Consider the following 21704-nt stretch of genomic DNA (forward strand, 5'->3'; position numbering starts at 1 on the left):
ACTTCAACAAGTAGAATTCAATTCTAGAGCACAATATATAACCTGATATATAACGCGATAAAAAAGCCGATTGTTATTAAACAATCGGCTTTTCATTATGATGCGTATCTATCATCATCGATCTTTCACGTTACATCACACTAGATACCTAGATTACCTAGATATAAGATTTCTTGATATAAAGTTGCTTGCGATCAACTTTACCACTTCCTGTTTTTGGTAACTGTTCAAGCACCACAAAACGGTTTGGCACCATATAACTGGGTAAGGTTTTCAGCAGTACTTTACGCACCGCTAATTTTGACAACCTAGTATCTTTTGTCATTTCCATAAACGCAACTAACTGCGCCTCATCCCCTTTTCCGATCAATTTTACCGCAGCATCTTTGACCATCGTCAGGTACTTAAGCTGAGCTTCAATTTCACCCAATTCAATCCGAAAACCACGCAATTTTACTTGATCATCAAACCGTCCCAAATATTGATAACAATCATCCCCTAACACCCGCACTTTATCACCCGTACGATAACTTCGAACCTGATGCGGCGACAAAGTGACGAATTGTTGAGCCGTTAGATCATCACGCTGCCAATAACCATGACTCAACGCCTCACCTTGAATACATAGCTCCCCAACCATATTCACCGAAACAGGCTGTAAGTCAGCATCTACCACCTGATGGGTGTAACCAATCAGGCTATGCTGCAAAGTGATACTCGGCAAGTTCAAAGCATCCGCAGTAATTTCTGCCATCAAAGACCATACCGTGGCTTCCGTTGGCCCATAACAATTCCACAAACGTTGAGTTCGTAATACCAATTGCTCTGCCAGCGGTTTATCTAATGCTTCTCCACCACACAACGCTACCAGCTGTTGATTTCCCTGCCATCCTGTATTCAATAACATTCGCCAAAATGCAGGCGTTGCTTGCATTACCGTGATGGCATTATCTTCCGTTAAGTAATCACTAATCGCATGGGGATCACGATATTCATCACTCGACATCAAAACAGCACAACCACCCACCCATAAAGGTGCGAATATTTCCAATAAGGCTATATCAAACGCCATGGTGGTGATCAATAACCAGCGAGTAGCAGCATCTAATTCCAAACGATCAGTGCTGCCCTGCAAAAACGTTAACAAGGCTCGATGAGTAATCACGACTCCTTTCGGTTTCCCTGTTGAGCCCGAGGTAAACATAATGTAGGCAGGCGTATCAGATGATAGCCCATCACACACTCTCGGCATTAACCCCGATATAGGCATTACATTTTCAGCCGCTAACAACACTACATTAGCCCCCTTAAATGGCACCATAGGAATAGCTATCGACAATGCCGTATCTTGGAGAATTGCTTTAAGCCCAGCCTCTTGCTCAATAGTTACCAGACGATCAGCAGGAAACGTCGGCTCTAATGGTACAAATGTCACTCCCGACAATAGACTCGCGATCATCGCCGAGATCATGTCTGGTTGCCGATATACGTGCAGCCCAACCCTGTCACCACACTCAATATTATGCTGATGCAGTAAATGCTGGATCTCCGCTACACGCTGTAACAATGCCGTGTAACTTAGCGTCCCCCCTTGCCATTCAATCGCTGTTCGTTCATGTTGTGCAGCGTGCTGTAATGCAGCTAATAATGTCGATGCCAGTTCATCAGAAAATGTATTAGAAGGTGACGGTAAATCTGAGATTGGCCCAATAGAAGCATCCTTTGACGACAGCCATTGCCCAACACACAATTCATTGACCGTCGACCATCGCTGCTGACAGATCCCCATCAATAGCCTTATCCAGTCTTCCAGCAAAGACGAAGCTTGTTCGACAGAAAAGTGCACCTCCGAATAAGCAAGTTGTACCCGCCATCCAGTGAATGAATCTTGGTTATCAATATATACTGAAGCAATAGTCCCCGGCATCAAGGTGCCATTATTATCAACAACGTCGTTTGCACCGTCATTAGGACAATCATCATTATCTAACGGTGGCACTAAATGCTTAACCGAGACAACGCTGGTCAGCCAGTTAAGTGGCTGCAAATCAGCCGTCGGATTCAGACGCGTATGGAATAGCATCTGTTTTGATAACGACAATTGTGCTTGAGCGTCACACAACCATGCCGCCACTGTTAACGAACGATCGGAAAATGACTGTACCGTAGGGATCACCGTCTTGCAGGGTATATCGCACATCCCACTTGTCACTACAGATTCACCGCTATATTGGTACAACATCCAATTCCAGCTTGCACTGAATAAAGTTGAGCAATCCACATTAGCGTCGACACAAAAAACATTGAACATCGCCACCCACTCTGGCGATAAGTTGTGCGTAAGCAGCTGCGTGAAGGTGTCTGTATTAGCAACACGTTGTTCTAGAGGAGCAGTACCAGCCTTATTCGCACTAAAATGCGTCGGTTCGGTTACACCAGCGAATAACGTCTTCCAGTACGCAGCATCAAGACAACTATCAAGACAATCAGCCTGCATTATTTGCCTCCGAAGCCCCTGCTTGAGTTATTTCAGGTAATATCGAAACACAGCTCTTACACTGGCGTTGCTGCTCCTTGTAATAAGACTGCACAAATGCTGCTGGACTTGGCGATTGATATACCATGGCTGGTGTTACAGGTTGACCTAATACATCCGATAACGTTGCCGACAAGGTAATCACAGCCAACGAGTTGATTGCCAAATCAGACAGCGTCGCTTGCCAAATATCCTCTTTCTTACCTGATATTGGCATCACCACAGACAACCAAGCCGTACACACAATAGCTGCTAAGCTTTCCCTCTCTATCGAGGTTGATGGTGTAGGATCAGTCAACATAACCGTTTCTTCATCTGCTTTTGATGCATCCATTTCAATCGTAGACTTACAAGTTCGTAATTGAATGTGGGCATCACTGTCGATAGGCAATCGAATGATTTCCAGTAACTCTGCTAGCCACTGTGCCAAGACATCATCTGCCTTGTCAGTACTTACCTGTGCAGCATCAAACTCAAAACGAATAGAGGTTCGGTTAGCCACTTCAGTCACCACCACATTAAGCGGAAACTCAACTTTCTCATACGCTTGCCCAAAGACAGGAGCCAGTGGGACTGTCGATTCAGTTTGTGGGGTGCGTGCTGTCGGTCTAGGGTAATTTTCAAACACAAACAAGCTATCAAAACAACGAGGGAGACCGTTTTGTAATGTAATTAAAGACTGAGTCGCGTGCTCATTGAGCCCCATCAACTCACGTTGCAGTGTGACAATGTGCTCTCCTAAGGTTAGCCCTGTGTTCCACTGCATCATCAATGGCAGCGAGTTAATATATAAGCCAACACTGGCAGAAATATCATCAACAGGCGCATCTCGTCCTGACGTTACATTTCCCACTACTGTTACGGCATTACCCGTTACTTTTGCCACTAGTCGATGCCAAGCATATTGCACAACAACGCTATTGGTCACACCTATTGCTTGGGCTAAATCCACCAGCTTTTGTTGCTCATAATCCGTCAAACGCAAACGTACCACCGACGGTGTTTGTTGCATCTTAGCCAGTGAAAGATCTGCTCCAAACAAAGAAGACAAATCATTTCGTTGTTGCATCGTAGGCCACTTTTCTTGCCAATAAGCAGAAACGACCTCACGTTGTTTCACCGCATAGGTAGCATGTTCAAGATAGGCGTTATCATACTGGTGGACGATAATAGGAACAGCTGCTGTATTTTGTTCAGCGGTAATGGGTGCCACAGCTTCATCTAAAAGGCGCTGATAACACTCATGCACTGCGCCAAATAATCGCGGTCCACTCCATCCATCAATGATCGCGTGATGGCAACTGAACAACACGTGATAATCCGACTCTGACACTTTCACGCACAGCAATCTAAACAAGGGGGCAGTAGTCTCATTCAACACAAACGAACGCTGGCGATCTGCTTCTTGAAAACGGATCCGCGCAGCCTGTGGATCTGCATGATCCGGTGATGCAGGATCGGAGAGATCAACAATATCAAATGCCACTTCAACCTTGCCTTGAATGATTTGCACTAGTTCTTGGCAATGGCGCAAAGCAACTCGAAGCGCAGGGAAACGTTCAGTAGCATGCTGCCAAGCTTGTTTATAGGCTGTGATATTCAGCGCATGCGGGTAATGAATAGGGGTTTGCAAATGGTACGCATCATCTTGCGGGCAACATTGTTGGTGCACAAACATACTTGTTTGCAACGATGATGCAGGCACAATGGCTTCAACATCTAAGGTCTGTTGTAAATGATTCAGTTCTAGCTGTGATAGCTCAACGAGTGGATAATCACTGGGTGTCGGTTGGCACCCTACTTTGTCATAAGTCTGTTCACAGAAATCAATTAACTTTTCAATGTTAGCCGCCAGGCTAACCATAAATTGCTCACTCAATATTTGAGTTAAACAACCTACCTGCCTGAAGGTAAGCGACCCTTCAATAATGCCACCGTGTAAGCTGATCAATTCTGCTGGCTTGTTCAACGGTGACATCACCTGACCCGGCTCAAGGCCTATTGGTCGCCACTCACCGGCGGTATGCGTCTGTAATCCTAAATAATTAAACACGATCGGTGAAAGTGATAAGCGGCTGCCTTCCGCATGGTGCTGTTTAAACGCCGCAAAGCCAATACCTTTATCAGGAATTACACGGCGACATTCTTTGGTATGTTGAATTAGCGTTGTAAGTTCATCTTCTATGCTCTGTGCATTAGCAGTACGGAGTAATAATGGATAAGTACTGGTAAACCACCCAACCGTCTGACTAACATCATGGTTTGGCGAAATAGCTTCACGACCATGGCCCTCCAGCATAATAGTATGTTCATCGCCCCATCCCATATCAGCCAACGTTTTCACTAAAGCAGCCAATAGAATGTCGTTCACTTCCGTGTTGAAAGCATTGTGGGCTTGCGACACTAAACGTTGAGTCAATGCTACAGGCAACTGCATCATCGCTGAACTGGCTAACCCTTCAGGATGCTGATCATCGCGTAAAAAGCTATTATCGCTCCCTTGCGATTGCTGTAACCAGTAGTCAAACTGCGTTGAGTGTTGCTGAGTGTAATCGGCTAATACCTTACCCCACTGGCGGTAACTGGTTGTTTTCATGCCCAATATTTTACTGCTTGTTTTACTAGCCAGAGCTTCAGCATGACATAACTTGGCAAAATCATCAGTTAAAATACGCCATGACACCGCATCAATCACCCAGTGATTAAACGCAAGAAACAGCGTGATTTCCGCCTGTGGATGATTGCGAACTAATGCCCATGCCATCGTCTGTCCAGCACTCAAGTCAAAGTTGGCTTGTAGCTCGGTAAATGCATGATACAGCTCTTGTTCACCCAACGAAGTCGCATCTAACTCAATCAATGGAGGAAGGGAAATATCTGTGTTGTACTGTTGAACTGAGACTCGCTCAAATGCCACACCAGATTGCAATTCAGGTAATGACAATCGCAATGCATCATGATGTGTGAACAGCTGTGTCATTGCGTGGATCAGTTGTGTTTCGCTCAACGCTGGGATCTGCAATATTGCCGCTTGATTCCAATGTTGCGGCTTACTAAATCCTTGCTCAGTAAACCAAGATTGAATCGGCAATAACGGGAAAGTTCCCGTTAACAACGCCTGTTCAGCCTCTATCTTAGGGGTAACCGTGGTACTTACTGCTAAGATATTTGAAGCCAAAGTGCGACATAATCGACGCACCGTTTTTGCTTCAAACACATCTTTCACCGTACACGCATATCCTGCGTCACGTAATTTGGTAGTGAGCTGAATACTCAGAATAGAATCTCCGCCTAAACGGAAAAAATCCTCTTCAACGCCACAAGAGGTATTTAATGTTGACTGCCAAATAGCCAACACGGCAGATTCCAAATCATTCATTGGTGCAGTAGATGTAACGGTATTCAAATCAACTTTAGGTAATTGTCGTATATCGAGTTTGCCATTCACTGTCAGCGGCATGTCATCGATGAAGAATAGCTGGGCTGGTACCATGTATTCCGGCAAGGTACGCGCGACATGGTTCAATATTGTGGATGCAGTAACAGCCAATGCACTTTCACGTAAGGTGGCATAGGCTACCAGTACTTTTTGTAGTCCCTGTTCCGCCACAATGACTTTTACTTGGTGAATATTCTCATGTGCTAAAACTAACTGGGCTTCGATTTCCCCCAGCTCAATACGGTAACCGCGCAGTTTCACTTGCTCATCAATTCTTCCCATGTATTCAACACGACCATCATGATTCACGCGCGCCTTATCACCCGTTCTATACATGCGTACCGTTTGATCTAAACACTGCCATTGAATAAAAGCTTGTGCGGTTAATTCTGGTTGATTCAAATACCCGCGCGCTAGTCCGAGTCCTGTTAAGCACAGCTCACCCGGCACACCGTTTGGACATAAATTTCCAGACTGATCGAGGATCAATGCCTGTGTGTTAGTCACATTGGTACCAATGCTCACAGGTTGATCTGTTTCAAGTTGCTGCACTAAAGCTGTCACGGTAAATTCGGTTGGGCCGTACATGTTAAACAGCGCAACCTTATCCGCCCAATGCTCGACAAGTTGAGCTGGGCAAGCTTCACCGCCAATCGCCACTGCCTGTAAATACTGCACAGCTTGTGGTGGAAGTGCTGCAAACAAAGCAGTTGAACAAATCATATGGGTAGCTCGATATTGTTCAGCTTGCGCGATCACTTGATCATTCGGTTCACCAAAAGCCAAGGTAATGCCCGATGCCAACGGCAACATCGCTGTCATGTTACCGGCATCAAATGCCAAAGACATGCAATTAAACATCACACTGCCTGCACCAAACTCCAAGCGCTGACAATGGTCCTGAATCAAATTGACGAACGCACCGTGCTCAACCATCACGCCTTTTGGCAAACCAGTCGACCCAGATGTATAAATGACGTAAGCCAATTGCTTCGGTGAACAATGTGCTAATACAGGGCGAATATCAGTAAACTGAGCCAATCGTGCGACGAGTGAAGGCGCTGCGATATTCACCACTTCAACCCCAGTTACACAATGCATACCGTCATCAGCTTGCTGAATCTGTTCCGCAAATGTACTTGAAGGCGCAATAATCAGTGACAGTTCTGCATCATCAATCACATGCTGCAGGCGCTTCAATGGATAGCTCGGATCCAACGGCACATACGCCCCACCCGCTTTCCACACCGCCAATGCTGATACCACAAATTCAATACCCCGATCGGCAACTATGCCGACCAGACCTTCTGAACGCAGCCCTCGTTCAATCAGCCAGTTTGCTATTCGGTTGGCGCGAGATTCAAGCTCTGCATAGGTCAATGACTGCTCACCATGGATCACTGCCAGTTTATCAGGATGCGATGCCATTGCCGCTTCGAACAGTTGGTGGGGCAACATAGTTTCAGGGGGCATGGTTTCTGGATACGCGCTTGGCAAGCGTGCCAATTTGGCAGCCATCTCAGCCTCTTCATTATGCGCAATCATCGGCAATTGCTGCACATCGGTTTCCGGGTGCTCAACAGCCGCCGTCAATAACCTCAAGAAATGCTCGGCATAACGTTCAATGGTTGTTTTTTCGAAGATCCCTTTGCTGAACAGCCAATCCAGCCGCACACCCTCAACCAACTCAGTCACCTTCAACGAGATATCCGTTTTAGCTGGCAAAATCGGGGATGGCTCTTCCACTGCACCACAACCTGGGATCAAATCATTAAAATCCACTTTGGCTTGATAAACCAACATGATTTGAAAAATAGGATTAATGGCAGTAGTCCGATCGGTGCCAATGGCTTCACTTAAAGATTCAAAGCGGTAAATCTGATGGTCAAACGCCGACAAATCTTGTTCACGACAGTACTGTAAATAGTCGACGAATGGCTGGTTTTCTCCCAACTGGGTGCGCAGTACAATTGTGTTAACAAAGAATCCAACGACATCTTCAATATCATGTCGCTCTCGGTACGCCAGTGGAGTACCAATAACAATGTCGTTTTCATCGCTGAGTCGTGCCATCAATAATGAGAACACAGCATGTAAGCCAATAAAATTAGACGTATTATATTGCTGGCACAGACGCTTAAATTTATCCCATAGCGCATTGTCAATGCGCGAGAAGACTAGCTCTCCATCGTTATTATGAGCGACGGGGCGCGGCTTATCTAACGGCAAACTGTGCACTTCAGGAATACCCGCTAAACGATCAACCCAAAACGGTTTAAATTCAGCATGATAATCCTGAAATGCGGGTGAATTAAACCAATTGGCATAATCGATATACGTCCGTGCAGTCGGTATCACTGGCATCAGCTGTTGGTTTTGATACGACAAAAACGCCTGCTTAAAATCGGCAAACATATTCTTCACCGACCAACCATCCGAAATGATGTGATGTTGAGTCAGCATCAATATATGTAGTTCATTATCCAGCTTTACCACATCGACACGTGTAAGTTGTCCTTGGTTCAGATCAAATGGACGATTCACATCATCAATGATCCACTGCAATAGGACAGCTTCTCGCTCACCTTCTGGCAAATATGACAAATCTTTGTGCTTAACCGTAAACGGCGTATGCGCATCAATATGTTGCTCCCCTTGACCTTCCGTATTGATCGCAAAACGGGTTCGCATACTGGCATGTTTTTGTGCAAGTACATCAAAAGCATAAGCAAGTGCCTCATAATCCAATACTCCCGTAACACGGAAATGCACAGGCATATTGTACAAGTGAGAGTTTTCTTCATATTGCTCGATAAACCATAAACCACTTTGTGAATAGGATAATGGCCCCACAATTTCCCTTGTTACGGGGATGGGTTGGTCAAATGCTTGCTGAGCTTTCAAACAGCGCACAATGGCATCTTTATGTGTTTTAATTTGAACAACTACATCTGGCGTCATCGCCTGCTTATTCGCTTGAGACACCAGCTGAAATTGACGATTCAACGCCAGCCTTACCCCTTTACGCTCTAGCGCCATGAGTAAGGTAATAATATCTGTCATGATCGATCCTGCTTATGCGTTAAGGGTGGCGCCGCCGTCTACCACAATGTCTTGCATCGTGACATGTCCCGCTAAATCAGACGCGAGGAAAGTCACCACGTGGGCAATGTCATTTGGCTGGGCAATTTTTCCAAGCGGGATACCTAGTTTGAACTGCTCAGGAAAGCCAGAAATCGTGCGCTGTTCCGCATCCGGCGAATGCCACAGTGCCCGCTGCATTTGGGTATCAGTAGAACCCGGCGATACCACGTTGCAGCGAACGCCATACGGTGCGAGTTCTAAACCAATGCAATGCGACAAGCTGGTTAGTGCCGCTTTAGATGCGCAATATGCAGTCATCTGTTGACGAGGGACATGTGCCGCATTTGAACTGACCGTTACCACCGCACCTGAAGCTTGGCGTTTGAATACTGGGATCAGCTGTTGCAAGAGGTAAAATGGCCCTGATGCATTCACATTCAAACAAGCATGCCAATCATCAACCGACAGCTCCTCCGTCGCGCCTAATCGTAAAATACCGGCCACATTCACCAATACATCAACAGTGGGGTAACGCTGTAAAATAGCTTGTGCTGTCGTCTTTACTGCCGCCGAATCACTGATGTCGACCGTCATGGTCTCAAACGGATAATGTTCGTTATCATTAAATGCCACATCGAGCCCTATCACGGTGGCACCCAAATCAACGAACTGTAACGCCACTTGATAACCGATACCTTGCGCTGCACCCGTAACCCATACGTACTTATTGTAAAACTGCATCATGCTTGCTACTGGATTTTGTTTCATTACCACACCATCTCCACTTCATCTTCACTTTGCACTTGCATCACATCCAAGTACTGACAGAACTCGCTGAGAACTGGATGATCAAACACATCAGACACTTTTACCGTCACGCCAAACTCTGCCGCTAAGCGGTTTACTATTTGAATGGTTTGCAAAGATTGTCCGCCAAGTTCAAAAAAATTGGCTTGAGAGTGCAACCCACTCACACCTAAGATTTGTTGCCAAATAGTACTGACACGTTGCTCGGTTTCTGTAGCTAATGCGACTTCCGTGCTTACATTGTCATAGCTAGCTAGCAGCGCCTTGCGGTCAACCTTATTGCTGGTGGTCTTAGGTAAAGTATTAAAGAAACGATAATCCGTTGGGATCATGGCAGGAGGTAAGTGTTCACTCAGCTGTTGCTTAATGTCTTTTACATCTAACTCAACATTTTCTGGTACCGCAATGAATGCAATCAAACGTCGAATACCATTTGGGTAAACAACACCTTGTACACTGGCTTCTGTTACCGTATTGAGCGCCAGTAAGTGTGATTCCACTTCTCCCGGCTGAATACGATAACCACTGATTTTAAATTCATTATCGATACGCCCCAGATAAACAATTTGCCCATCAAGGAAAGTCACCCGATCGCCTGTTCGATAAGCACGGCACGGCGCTTCACCGATCAACATAGTGGTGAATGCCGGATGCGTTAATCCGATATATCCTTGCGCCAGTGTGGGCCCCAACAACACCAATTCACCAATATTGGCTGGTTGATTGGCATGATCGAGGATCAAGGCGTTCACTCCGGGTAAGGGCAAGCCTATAGGTAGCGCTGTGGTGTAACTCGATTGTGCTTGAAGGTCGCACGACGTCGCAACAACGGTACTTTCGGTAGGTCCGTAAGTATTAAACAGTGAAATAGTACGTACAGGTATTGCTTGAGCAACCGCTGTTTGCCATTGTGCCAGTTGCTCTGGATACACGGCTTCTCCACCGATAATGACGTGCTGAAGCGTTGTGGGTATAGATGCCACACCAGCATGTAAGCTCACGACCCATTCATTCCAGAAAGCGGTAGGTAAATCCAAGACCGTGATATCAGCCTGTTCAATGGCATCAACAAAAGCTGGCATCGATTCAAGCATGGCATCAGTCCGCAGTATTAAAGTCGCCCCTTGCGTTAAAGTAACAAACACTTCTTCGATACTTGCATCAAAATTAAAGGGGGCGAATTGCAACACGCGATCTTCAGTGGTTATGCCATAGGTTGTTGCTCCAGCAGCAGAGAAGTGGTTCAAAGCTCCATGACTAATTTCAACCCCTTTCGGCTCACCCGTCGATCCTGAGGTGAACATCACATATGCCACATCATCGGCAAGCACTGGTTCACAATGCATAGATTTATACTGCATTGGTTCATACTGCATAGGTTCATAATGTAAGCCGTCACTAAGGAGGTGGCCAGCTAACAACATGGTTGGGATAGCCAAAGGAGTCAGTGCATGTTGGTATTCAGCTTCAGTAATCAACGTCTGAATATTGGCTTGTTTCACAATACTCTGTTGACGCTCCATCGGTTGTTCTGGGTCCAACGGGACATACACCGCACCACAATGCATTACTGCCAATTGTGCAATAACCTGTTGTACTGAACGCGACATCGCGACTGCTACACGATCACCACGCTGAACACCTTGTTGCTTCAACGCCCATGCCGCTTGTTGCGATAATGATATCAATTGCTGATACGTGGTTTGCTGTAAACCCGCAGGAGTTTGCTGCTCAATAGCTACATTATTTGGGTATAGCAACGCTTGTTCGTTAATGCGTTCTATCACCTGACCATGTATTGAAGGTAGCTGTGTCGCATCAGTCCCCTTGATCAATGCCGATAAACGAGCATCAGCATGCTGACGATCCAAAAGACTATCAACGGTGAGTGATGGCTCCGTCACCCATTGCGCGATCAAGGTTAACAAACCATTTTGCAGAGTAGACAGTTGCTCCCAAGAATAGACATCAGGGTTAGCATCAAAATCAATGCTTGGCAGTCCTTCCGTCTTACTGTGCAATTCAATAGTGATATCTTCCACGGGCCCTGCACTAAGATTCAGGGTTTGTGCTGCCAAGTTCCCATAATGTAAAGGGTGATCGAATGGCATGATATTGACGAGGGCACCAAATAAGCGTTGTTCACCGCCAATACGGTGTAAATCACGGCGGAGATCTTCATAGCGATAATGCTGAAAACGGCGCATTGTTTTTTTGTGCTGCGCAATTTTCTTTGCACTACTGATCAGATCATCTTGCGGATCGAAAGTCATTACAAGCGGAACGATGTTCATCTGCATACTTGGAACTGTTAGCGATTTTGACCCCAAACGGTTCATCACCATCATGCCTAGCATGATCGCATTATCACCAGTTTGTTGTTTCAAGTGGGCGCATAACACAGCCAAAAACACATCAGCCCACGTCAGTTTATTGGCCTCACAGATTGTCGTTAACGATTTCCATACCGTGGCATTGATGCCTGCCGATGTTCGATAAAAGTCGGCAGTAATAGGTGCAACTTTGTCACTGTATGACGATGGTTGCGGATACGTTTCAAGAGTTTCTAGCCAGAAATTTTTTGCTTTTGCATAAGTGCCCGACGTCACTCTCTTCATGTCTTCGTCTAACACTGCATCAAACGCACCAAAAGGATTTGGGGACACGACCTTTTCTGCGATTCGAGCGGTATAAATTTCAGCAATCCTTTGAAACATAAGGGTGGTACCAAAACCATCTAATGCAATATGGTGTACACAGTTATATAAATAGTCATTCGTTGCACCATGCAGAATCGTAAATCGACAAGGTAATCCATGGGATAAATCCAAGGGCAGTGCAATATCGTGCTGCGCCCATGCTTTCACTTCTTCTCGTTCTTCATCTATATCTATGATTTTTGATGTTAGTACGTGTGTAGTAATAGGAACTTCACATTGCGCTGGGTGTATGTAAGGGGTTTGATCTTCACCTTCTACAAAATGGCAGTATAAACATTCACTTTCTTTCACTGCCTGTTCGATAGCAAACACCAGCTGCTTACTGTCGACCCGCCCTTCAAACGCAATGCATTCTGCTGTATTAAAAAGCGCTTTGTTCTCATTAAGTGTATGGCCAAGCCATAACCCTTGTTGCGCGGTATTCAATGGCATTACTTTGTTTTGTTCAGCTTTGTTCTGCATGGCCTTGTTCTGCATTGCTTCATTCGGTATCGCTTTAGGTGGCATCATCATTGGTTGTACAGTCATGTTCACGCCCCCATTTTTGTTTCGATCAGCGACCACCAACGGTTTAAACTCGGCTCATCCGCTAAATCAATAAAGGTAAATTCAATACCGTACTTACGCCATTCCGTGATCAATGACATGATGTGTACTGAATCCAACCCGTAATCAATCAAGTTTTCATCCGGATCGAACGCGTCTTCTTCCTCATCAATGAAGGTAAGCAACTGACTTAGAAGACCTGCCTTTGTTAACGTTGGCTGCGTGGCTACAGCTCCAATAATCTCAGCAGTACTGACCACTTTCCCGCTACGAGTCGCCACATATTTCAACGCCATTTCATGCTCTTCTAGCGAGAAGTCAGCAATTGCATCCCCGACCATAAATGGCTTGATATCACGCATGAAGGCATCGACAGCCGTCATCAAGCACCCGATATGACCGTAAATACCACAAATAACGAGCTGATCTTTACCCAATTCTTTAAGCATGTGTTCCAGCGGCGAACGTTGAAATGCTGAATAACGCCATTTGTCCAACACCGTGTCATTACTTTTTGGGGTTAGCTCAGCAACGACTTTTTGCAACTCTGGCGAGCGGTTCAATCCTGGCCCCCACATATCATTGAGCAACGCACGATCTGCCATGTTTTGCTCTTTTGGCTGCGCGGTGTAAATCACGGGGATACCTTGTGTTTCACAAAACTGTTTAAGGGCGACTATCTTGTTAAGCAATGTTTGAATTAACGCGCTGTCTTTATCGTAAAAGCTGACAAAGTATTCCTGCATATCATGAATTAGGAGTGCTGCTTTTTCTGGTTCAAATACCCATGTCACTTTATTGGTTGGGAATTGCTCAGCTGAAGGCATGGAATATGAAGACAAAGATGGAATAGCCATGATTAAACGTCCTTTTATTTTTTAATTATTAATGTTTGTTGAATGGTCTGACGTAACTGTTTTTTATCGACTTTCCCGACTGGGGTCATTGGTAATTGAGCAACAAACTCAACACGATCGGGCAACTTATATTCCGCCACGCCTCGGGCACGAAGATGCTTACGAAGGGTGATGGCTTTTAATGCCGGATTAGTCGTAATCACAAAGGCACAGCTTTTTTCTCCCATCACGGTATCTGGCATCGAAACCAAGGCTGCGTTAGTAACCGCCTCGTGAACTAATAATTGATTTTCGACTTCTTCAGCCGCAATTTTTTCGCCACCACGGTTGATCTGATCTTTATCGCGCCCCACCACAATCAAGTAGCCCGTAGTAGTACGTTTCACGATATCGCCAGAACGGTAAAAGCCGTCGGCATCAAAAGCATTCGCATTATGGTCTGGGCTATTAAAGTAGCCGCGGAAGGTATACGGACCACGAGTAAGTAACGCTCCCGCTATACCGTCGGGCACTTCATTACCCTGCTCATCAACAATTTTAATTTCATCGTCATTACTGATTGGACGACCTTGAGTATTAAACACGTGCCAGCTGTCATCATCGAATCGGGTGTAATTCACCAAGCCTTCGGCCATACCAAATACTTGCTGTAACTGGCACCCTAAAACGGGAGAAATCTGCTTCGCTAACGATTCGCTCAAACGTGCTCCGCCCACTTGCAACACATTCAAACTGACAAGGTGACGTTTATAATCACTCGCCGCTTGCAGCCATAATGTGACTGCAGGGGGAACCAAGGCAGTCATAGTGACGCGATGCTTATGGATCAGTGGAAAACAGCTCATGGCACTAGGGTCTGTAGCCAACACAACAGTACCGCCCGCATAAAACACACCAAATGCCCCAGGCGAGCTAAGCGAGAAATTATGCGGTGCAGGCAATGCGCACAAATACACGGTATCGCTATCTAATTGGCAAATTTCGACACTAGCACGGACACTGTAGTAGTAGTCATTGTGCGTACGCGGGATCAGCTTTGGAGTGCCTGTGCTGCCACCGGAGAGTTGAAAGAAAGCTACTTCTGAAGCGGGTGTGGATGTGAATTCCACTACCTCCTCGTTTGACTCTTCCTGCTGAGCCATCAAGAGCTCGGTTATTGACGTACCAAATGTTGCTTCACCTTCAACTAACCAATGACGAATCGTCGGCGTATCGGCATTTAATTCAGAAACAAAACGATCATCATGAAACAGTTGATGACAGTTAGAAACCACCATCAATGCGGGCTGTACCTGTTCTATATATGCACGTAGTTCAAGCTGTTTATGATTAAATAGTGCATTAACAGGGACGATGCCCACTTTCAACAGAGCAAGAAAAACGATATAAAATTCAGCCACATTCGGTAACTGCACCACGGCAGTATCACCCGCCTTAAAACCTTGAGCATGCAAATGATGGGCTAGTATATTCGATAAGCAATTAAGCTCGGCATAGCTAAACTGACGCTGGTGGCAAATTAGTGCAGTACGAGATGCAGACGTTGAATCAACGCAATGGCGCGTAACAATGTCGGTCAGCGGTAAGTCAATCCAATACCCTTTTTCAATGTATCGCGCAGTAAATTCAGCAGGCCAAGGAGTAAACGGAATAGTCATGCTGATTCCTTACTTTTCAGTCCAAAAGCATTAAGCATGGTACCCAGTTTGGCCTCCGTTTCCGCCCATTCCGATTGCGGACACGATGCATCGACAATGCCAGCACCTGCAAATAAGCTCACTGTGTTATTCAATACTTTTCCGCACCGAATGGTCACTGCCCATTCCCCATTTCCCTCTGCATCACACCAACCCACCATGCCGCTGAACATACCGCGTTCAAACGACTCCAGTTCATTAATTGCACGGCGTGATAAATCAAACGGAAAGCCGCACACCGCGGGTGTTGGATGTAACAAGCAGGCAAGCTGCAATGCGCTGGTAGAAGGCGATTTTAATGTGCCTGAAATCTTAGTCGATAAGTGCCACATAGCAGGAGTATTGATCAACGATGGGTCATTCGGCACATGCAACTCAACACAATAAGGATCCAAGAGTCGTTGAATTTCATCGATAACCAAACGGTGTTCGTAGCGATCTTTTTTGGATGCCAACAAAGCCTGACTCACGCGTAATTCATCGGCTTCAATTTGTTGACGTTTAGCCGATCCTGCTAAAGGATTTGACGACAACTGTTGTCCCTGCTTACGAATAAGTAATTCAGGGCTGGCCCCTAATAAAATCGAACCGTCCGCTTGTGGAATGGAAAAGTGATAACCCGTGGGATTTTGTGCCATCAAACGTCTTAGCACATACTCAGGAGAAATATTGCCATCCAATTCAAGATTTAACACTCGCGATAACACGGCTTTTTCAAGGCTAGTAGACTGAAACTTCTCCACTGCTTGAGCGACAGCCGATTTAAACGTATGTTCATTGGGAACACTCATGGAAGAAAGAACTTCAACCGCAGGAGGTGTAAGTGAAATATTAGGTGTCGCATGCTGAAAAGCATGTTTATCAATAAATTCAAAAGCCGTCGGCACATACAAACATGACGGTTGACTAACATCAAAAGGAATAGAACCTATAATTATAGGGTTATTAACTCCTTTTTGTTTTTCTAATGAAAATGCGCGCTGAATTGCCCGCTGAAATAAACTGTTATTCTCATCACCATCAATGGCAGGTTGTATAACCGTCTGGTTAATACCGGATGCCATTAAACTACGGTGTTCAGATGTAAATATAAATTCTGTTTTTGGTGAGAATGATGCAAAACTAAAAGTTAACGTCTCACTTTGCGTTCGTTGCATGACACAACTCCCTATTTACGCAAATGGTATGAAATAATTCGCCATGAAAATACTTCACATAGTTAATATCTTTATTTATCCAGCCGTAAAAGCTGATCCTGCATCACATAGCAACTAGTGTTTTTATTATTATGATTGGTATTATTTATGGCCTTGATATACACCATGAATAATAAGGGCTAGACGTCAGCCCTTATTATTATATTTTATAAATATGGTTAACGATGGTTATTAGAAGGCGTAAGAAGCACCCGCATAAATCGTACGGCTCTTCATGATATAATCATGTTTCACTGCCGCATCATCACGCTTTTCATCAGTAAGATTAGTTACCCCTAATTTCAGATTTAGGTTTTTAACCGCTTCATACTGTGCGCCTAGATCAAATGTGCCATAACCATCCGACTTTTCATCAGTACGCACATACTGCTCACCGGTGTATTGGTAAGACACATAGGTGTATACGTTTTCTAGCATTTGCCAATCAACTTGAACATTTGCCGTGTTTTTCGGCGTCAATGTCAGCTCTTTGTCTGTCGTCTTGTCTTTGGCATCGGTATACATATAGTTCGCCGATAGGCTCACAGTATCAGTCACATCAAACCAACCTGACAGCTCAGCACCACGCACCTGTGCTTCTTTTACATTAAAGTACGTCAGTTCTTTTTTAACACGGTCCCAAGTCTCTGCTTGGATCATGTCATCAATATCATTATTAAACGCTGTTACTGTAGCGCCCCAGCTATCTGCTTTATAGCCCGTTGAAAGCTCATAACTGACTGCAGTTTCGGCTTTCAGGTCAGGGTTACCCACTACGGAACACGCACCACGGCAGGCAAGCACAGCGTATGAATCGCTGTATTGATTCAAGCTCGGTGCTTTAAAGGCTTTACCCACGCCCCCTTTCACAACCCAGTTATCTGTAATGCTATAAACCGCATAAGCACGTGGACTGAATTCACCACCGTAAACTTCGTGGTCATCAAATCGGCCGCCCAAAGTAACGGCCAAATCACCAATATCAAACTCATCTTGCAGATAAATCGCAGATTGGTTATAACCTTCCGATCCTTTAGACAGTGTCAGATTATTCTTCAGATCGGTAACACGGTACTCTGCACCGCCCGTCAGCAAGTGTGAACCCACGTAACCAGACAACTGACCATCAAGTGTATTATTAGTCTGTGTAATATCACCCACCCCCTTATTCAAGCCTGAGTCATCTTTTAAATCAGAATTTTCGTAATTATATCGAACACGGGAATCAAACTTTGACCAGTAACCGTTATGCGTCAAGGTGGCATTAATACGTTCAAGTTTCTGAACGTTATTCACCGCCGTTCCCCAGTTGTTCCAATCAGCATCACGATCGTCTTTACTATAAATAAGATCAAGATCAATATTTTGCTGAACAGTTGCCAGCCATTTCAAGCTAGAGAAAATATTCAGTTCATCACGCTCTTCCAGAACGTCAGAATCGGGATTTAACGATTGGTCGGTACGCCACGCATCGCGAGAGCTTTGCTCGATAATGATGTTGCCCAGTAATGTATCCTGTATCAGAGAACCGCCAGCATACACATTCCACTTGTGTACATCACCACCACTACCTTCCGTAGGACCTTCGTATTGATAACCCACCGCACCTTCTGCTTGCTCTGTCGGTTGACGAAGAATTACGTTCACTACACCACCCAGGGCATCAGCACCGTAAAGTGATGACATAGGGCCACGAATGACTTCAATGCGCTCAACCGCAGACATTGGGATACTTGAAAGGTCAAAATCATTACCGTACGACGATGTCAGCGCATCGCGGGAACTCGTACGTTTACCGTTGATCAACAGCAGAGTGTAATCAGAATCCAAGCCACGGATTTTAATCTCATTACGGCCATAAGGCGTACCTGGATTAATATTAATACCCGGTAACTTCTTCACGGCTTCTGCCACATCATTAACCACTAATTTGTCCAATTCATCACGCGTAATGTAAGAAACGGATGCTGGAGCAGTAAGTTCTGGGTGCTTAGTTTGTGACGCTGTAATGACCATAACATCATCAGTAGTTGCAGTGTCTGCCATTACCATTGAAGAAGATAATAGGCCAATAGCCATAAACGCTTTATTTAACTGAGTTAGCGCAAAACGGCTATCTCCCTGATGCTGTAACATGTTCACACTCCATTACGAATAATGGTGCGAATGATAATTATTATCGTTATCACAGTCAATGGTGCATCGTGAATATTATAATTCAAACAAAGACATTGATCGCATTTATGAGTTAAAGCATTACCATTTCTCTTTGCATAAGCTAGAAATCAACAGTAATTCGTTGTGTTATATTAAAAAACAATAACTTATAACCGTAATTATAATTGAAGAGCAGTCTGTTGGCGTCGTGTAAGCAAGTTCATTAGAATCTTTACCATGAATGGCACCATCAGCGCACAGCCAATAGTGACCATGGCTAAAGTTTCAATCCCAATTAAACGCCCAGCAGGATCGGATATTAAATAAAGCGATGAAACGGCACTCGCAAGGCCAGCCGCCACGTTCGAAAACGTTCCTTGGTAAGACATAAAGGCCGCTCGTTGGTGAGGCAGTGGAACGCGCGACGTTATTGCCGAAACAGATGCACTTCTGGCTGAACTCGACGCCATAAACAAAGTAAACACAACATATAACGGCCAACTTCCTTGCCATAAAAACCCTATGAGCGTTACTACTGCCACCAAAATACTAGTTACCCATACTGTCTGCGTGATCCAGCCCTTATCCAGCATCTGCCCACAAAGCCGCATCGAAAAAATACTCGCTACACCGCCGAGTAAATACAACACACTGATTTGTTCCCGTGGAAAATGAAGGTTGAATTGGAAGAAAGTGGAGAGATTTGGAACTAGCAAGAAGTGCCCAAACATACTAATACCTACAATACTCAATGCAGACATAAAAACAGGGCTTGTGATCATTTCCGTTATTCCGACTGAAGAAGATTGTAGCTTATCACCCACGACCTTATGCCCTACCATCGATGGGAAATACCAATGACTAAGCAGAGAAAAGCCGACTCCTATACTACCAAAAAGGAAGAAAGTAACTTGCCATGAGAAATGGGTAGATAATTCTAACGAAATTGGCACAATTATAATGGCAGCCAATGAAAAACCACTGGCAACAAACGCAATGACTTTTCCTCGTTCCTTTACTTCTGTAATATCAATAACAGACGCCATCGTTAAACCACTTATTGGCCCAGCAAAGCATCCTGCTAAAACAAACCAAAATAATAATTCATTCTGCGTTGTTGAGAAGCCACATATAATAATAATGACAGAACGAACCAGTAAGAATAATATTAATGCAGACTTACGATCATACCGATCTAAATAAGGAGCAAGAAAAAAACCTACTAATGCAGAAGCAAATGTTGCACCTCCACTAATATAACCAATATGTTCAGGTTTCATATTCAGGTATTTAACAAAATCGGCACCTAATGGCATAACCATCATTAATGTACCAATTGATAACATATTAATAAGTAGTGCAAGGTGCAAAACACGAGATTTTGTTTTTAAGTGATCGTCCATGATAAGACATTCTAAAGAGAGGGAACGCTGAGTGTAACCATTCATTGCCACCAAAACAATGAATAAGAATTATTATCAATAAATTCAGCTCTGAGTGAATGTTCTTACCATCATATTTTGTTTATGGATTTGCACGGTAAATTTACAACCTACAGATAGTGTTGATGTAAGTGTTCTCTTGAGCATAATCGTTAAGTTATCTCGTTCCATCGCAATAACTTCAGCATCCAAAAAATCAAAGTACGCACGAACCTGAGGAAACAGAGCTTTAAATAAGCTCTCTTTGGCCGAAAATATCACCGTTAGCCCTGTAGAAAAATCTATATCGTGCTTTGTGATCAGAGCTTGTTCTGCCTCATTAATAATTGTGTTTTTGATAGACGTGGCAGTACTGTCTGTTAAGCATTGTTCAATATCAATACCAATCCCTTGCTCAGGTAAATCACACTGGTTTAAAACACAAATCGCCTTATTACTACTATGACTAATCGATCCGATCATTCCTTTTGGCCATAACGGTGCACGATGCTGACTGATCCCAACATCAGATTCAGTACCTCCTAAGGCTGAGAGGCAGCGCTTCGCCAAATAACGTCCTGCCACGTACTCTGCCTGACGTTTTTTCACCGCGCCGTGCAATGTTTCCGGCAAAATTATCCCAAGCTGTCGGGGGGCTTCTATTGTGTAGAATTCAGGATCAAACTCGCATTGAAAACACACACCTGAAAAATTGGGTAAAACAACAGGCATCACTTGCGAAATATAAGGGGGATTCATATTTATTGAGGTTTCCGTTTCTCAGAGGTCGTCATCATAACAAGGGAAGGACATTACTTTCCACCTGCAGTTTAAAATACAGGAAGTCTCTGAGACTCGGCGCTCAGTGTTGAGCTCAATAGGTTAATTTAAGATAGGTATTATTCAAGTTTTACATATTTAGCAGATACAAAAAAGCCTCAGCATTTCTGCTGAGGCTTTTTCATTTGTATGGCAGGGGTGGAGAGATTCGTAACTCCCAACACGCGCATTCTTATGGTGGGGGAATCCGCTGCTCTTTTCTCTAGCTGCAGATAGCAAAAAGGCTCATATCTTTCGATATGAGCCTTCTTTAATATGGCAGGGGTGGAGAGATTCGAACTCCCAACACGCGCATTCTTATGGTGGGGGAATCCGCTGCTCTTTTCTCTAGCTGCAGATAGCAAAAAGGCTCATATCTTTCGATATGAGCCTTCTTTAATATGGCAGGGGTGGAGAGATTCGAA

The 21704-nt window shown here is 44.6% G+C and carries 10 protein-coding genes; all 10 read right to left on the reverse strand.

The features are described from left to right. Positions 1–157: 157 nt before the first annotated feature. On the reverse strand, positions 158–2497 hold the full coding sequence (locus C9J12_RS23825; protein ID WP_107244979.1) for an amino acid adenylation domain-containing protein: 2340 nt from the start codon (positions 2495–2497) through the stop codon (positions 158–160). Beyond that, positions 2487–9038: a non-ribosomal peptide synthetase gene (locus C9J12_RS23830; RefSeq protein WP_107244980.1), complete on the reverse strand. Its 6552-nt coding sequence runs from the start codon at positions 9036–9038 to the stop codon at positions 2487–2489. Before C9J12_RS23830 ends, C9J12_RS23825 begins: the two co-directional genes overlap by 11 nt. Before the next feature lie 12 nt (positions 9039–9050). Further along, positions 9051–9827 (reverse strand): 2,3-dihydro-2,3-dihydroxybenzoate dehydrogenase, encoded by a 777-nt coding sequence (gene dhbA, locus C9J12_RS23835; protein ID WP_407675700.1) that lies wholly within the window; start codon positions 9825–9827, stop codon positions 9051–9053. Continuing rightward, complete coding sequence (locus C9J12_RS23840) at positions 9827–13114, reverse strand: amino acid adenylation domain-containing protein (protein WP_322348889.1); 3288 nt, start codon at positions 13112–13114, stop codon at positions 9827–9829. The genes dhbA and C9J12_RS23840 overlap by 1 nt, the downstream gene beginning before the upstream one ends. Positions 13115–13116: 2 nt before the next feature. Then, positions 13117–13989 (reverse strand): isochorismatase, encoded by an 873-nt coding sequence (locus C9J12_RS23845; protein WP_107244981.1) that lies wholly within the window; start codon positions 13987–13989, stop codon positions 13117–13119. A gap of 14 nt (positions 13990–14003) precedes the next feature. Continuing rightward, complete coding sequence (locus tag C9J12_RS23850; RefSeq protein ID WP_107244982.1) at positions 14004–15647, reverse strand: (2,3-dihydroxybenzoyl)adenylate synthase; 1644 nt, start codon at positions 15645–15647, stop codon at positions 14004–14006. Further along, positions 15644–16843: an isochorismate synthase gene (locus tag C9J12_RS23855; protein WP_107244983.1), complete on the reverse strand. Its 1200-nt coding sequence runs from the start codon at positions 16841–16843 to the stop codon at positions 15644–15646. Before C9J12_RS23855 ends, C9J12_RS23850 begins: the two co-directional genes overlap by 4 nt. A 231-nt stretch (positions 16844–17074) precedes the next feature. After that, complete coding sequence (locus C9J12_RS23860; protein WP_170111867.1) at positions 17075–19018, reverse strand: TonB-dependent receptor domain-containing protein; 1944 nt, start codon at positions 19016–19018, stop codon at positions 17075–17077. 200 nt (positions 19019–19218) lie between these two features. Continuing rightward, positions 19219–20442, reverse strand: a complete 1224-nt coding sequence (locus tag C9J12_RS23865; protein ID WP_170111868.1) for an MFS transporter — start codon at positions 20440–20442, stop codon at positions 19219–19221. An 84-nt stretch (positions 20443–20526) separates the two neighbouring features. Beyond that, positions 20527–21219, reverse strand: a complete 693-nt coding sequence (locus tag C9J12_RS23870) for a 4'-phosphopantetheinyl transferase family protein (RefSeq protein WP_107244985.1) — start codon at positions 21217–21219, stop codon at positions 20527–20529. Between the last annotated feature and the right edge of the window lie 485 nt (positions 21220–21704).

It is taken from the genome of Photobacterium frigidiphilum, from assembly GCF_003025615.1.
Lineage (GTDB): Bacteria > Pseudomonadota > Gammaproteobacteria > Enterobacterales > Vibrionaceae > Photobacterium > Photobacterium frigidiphilum.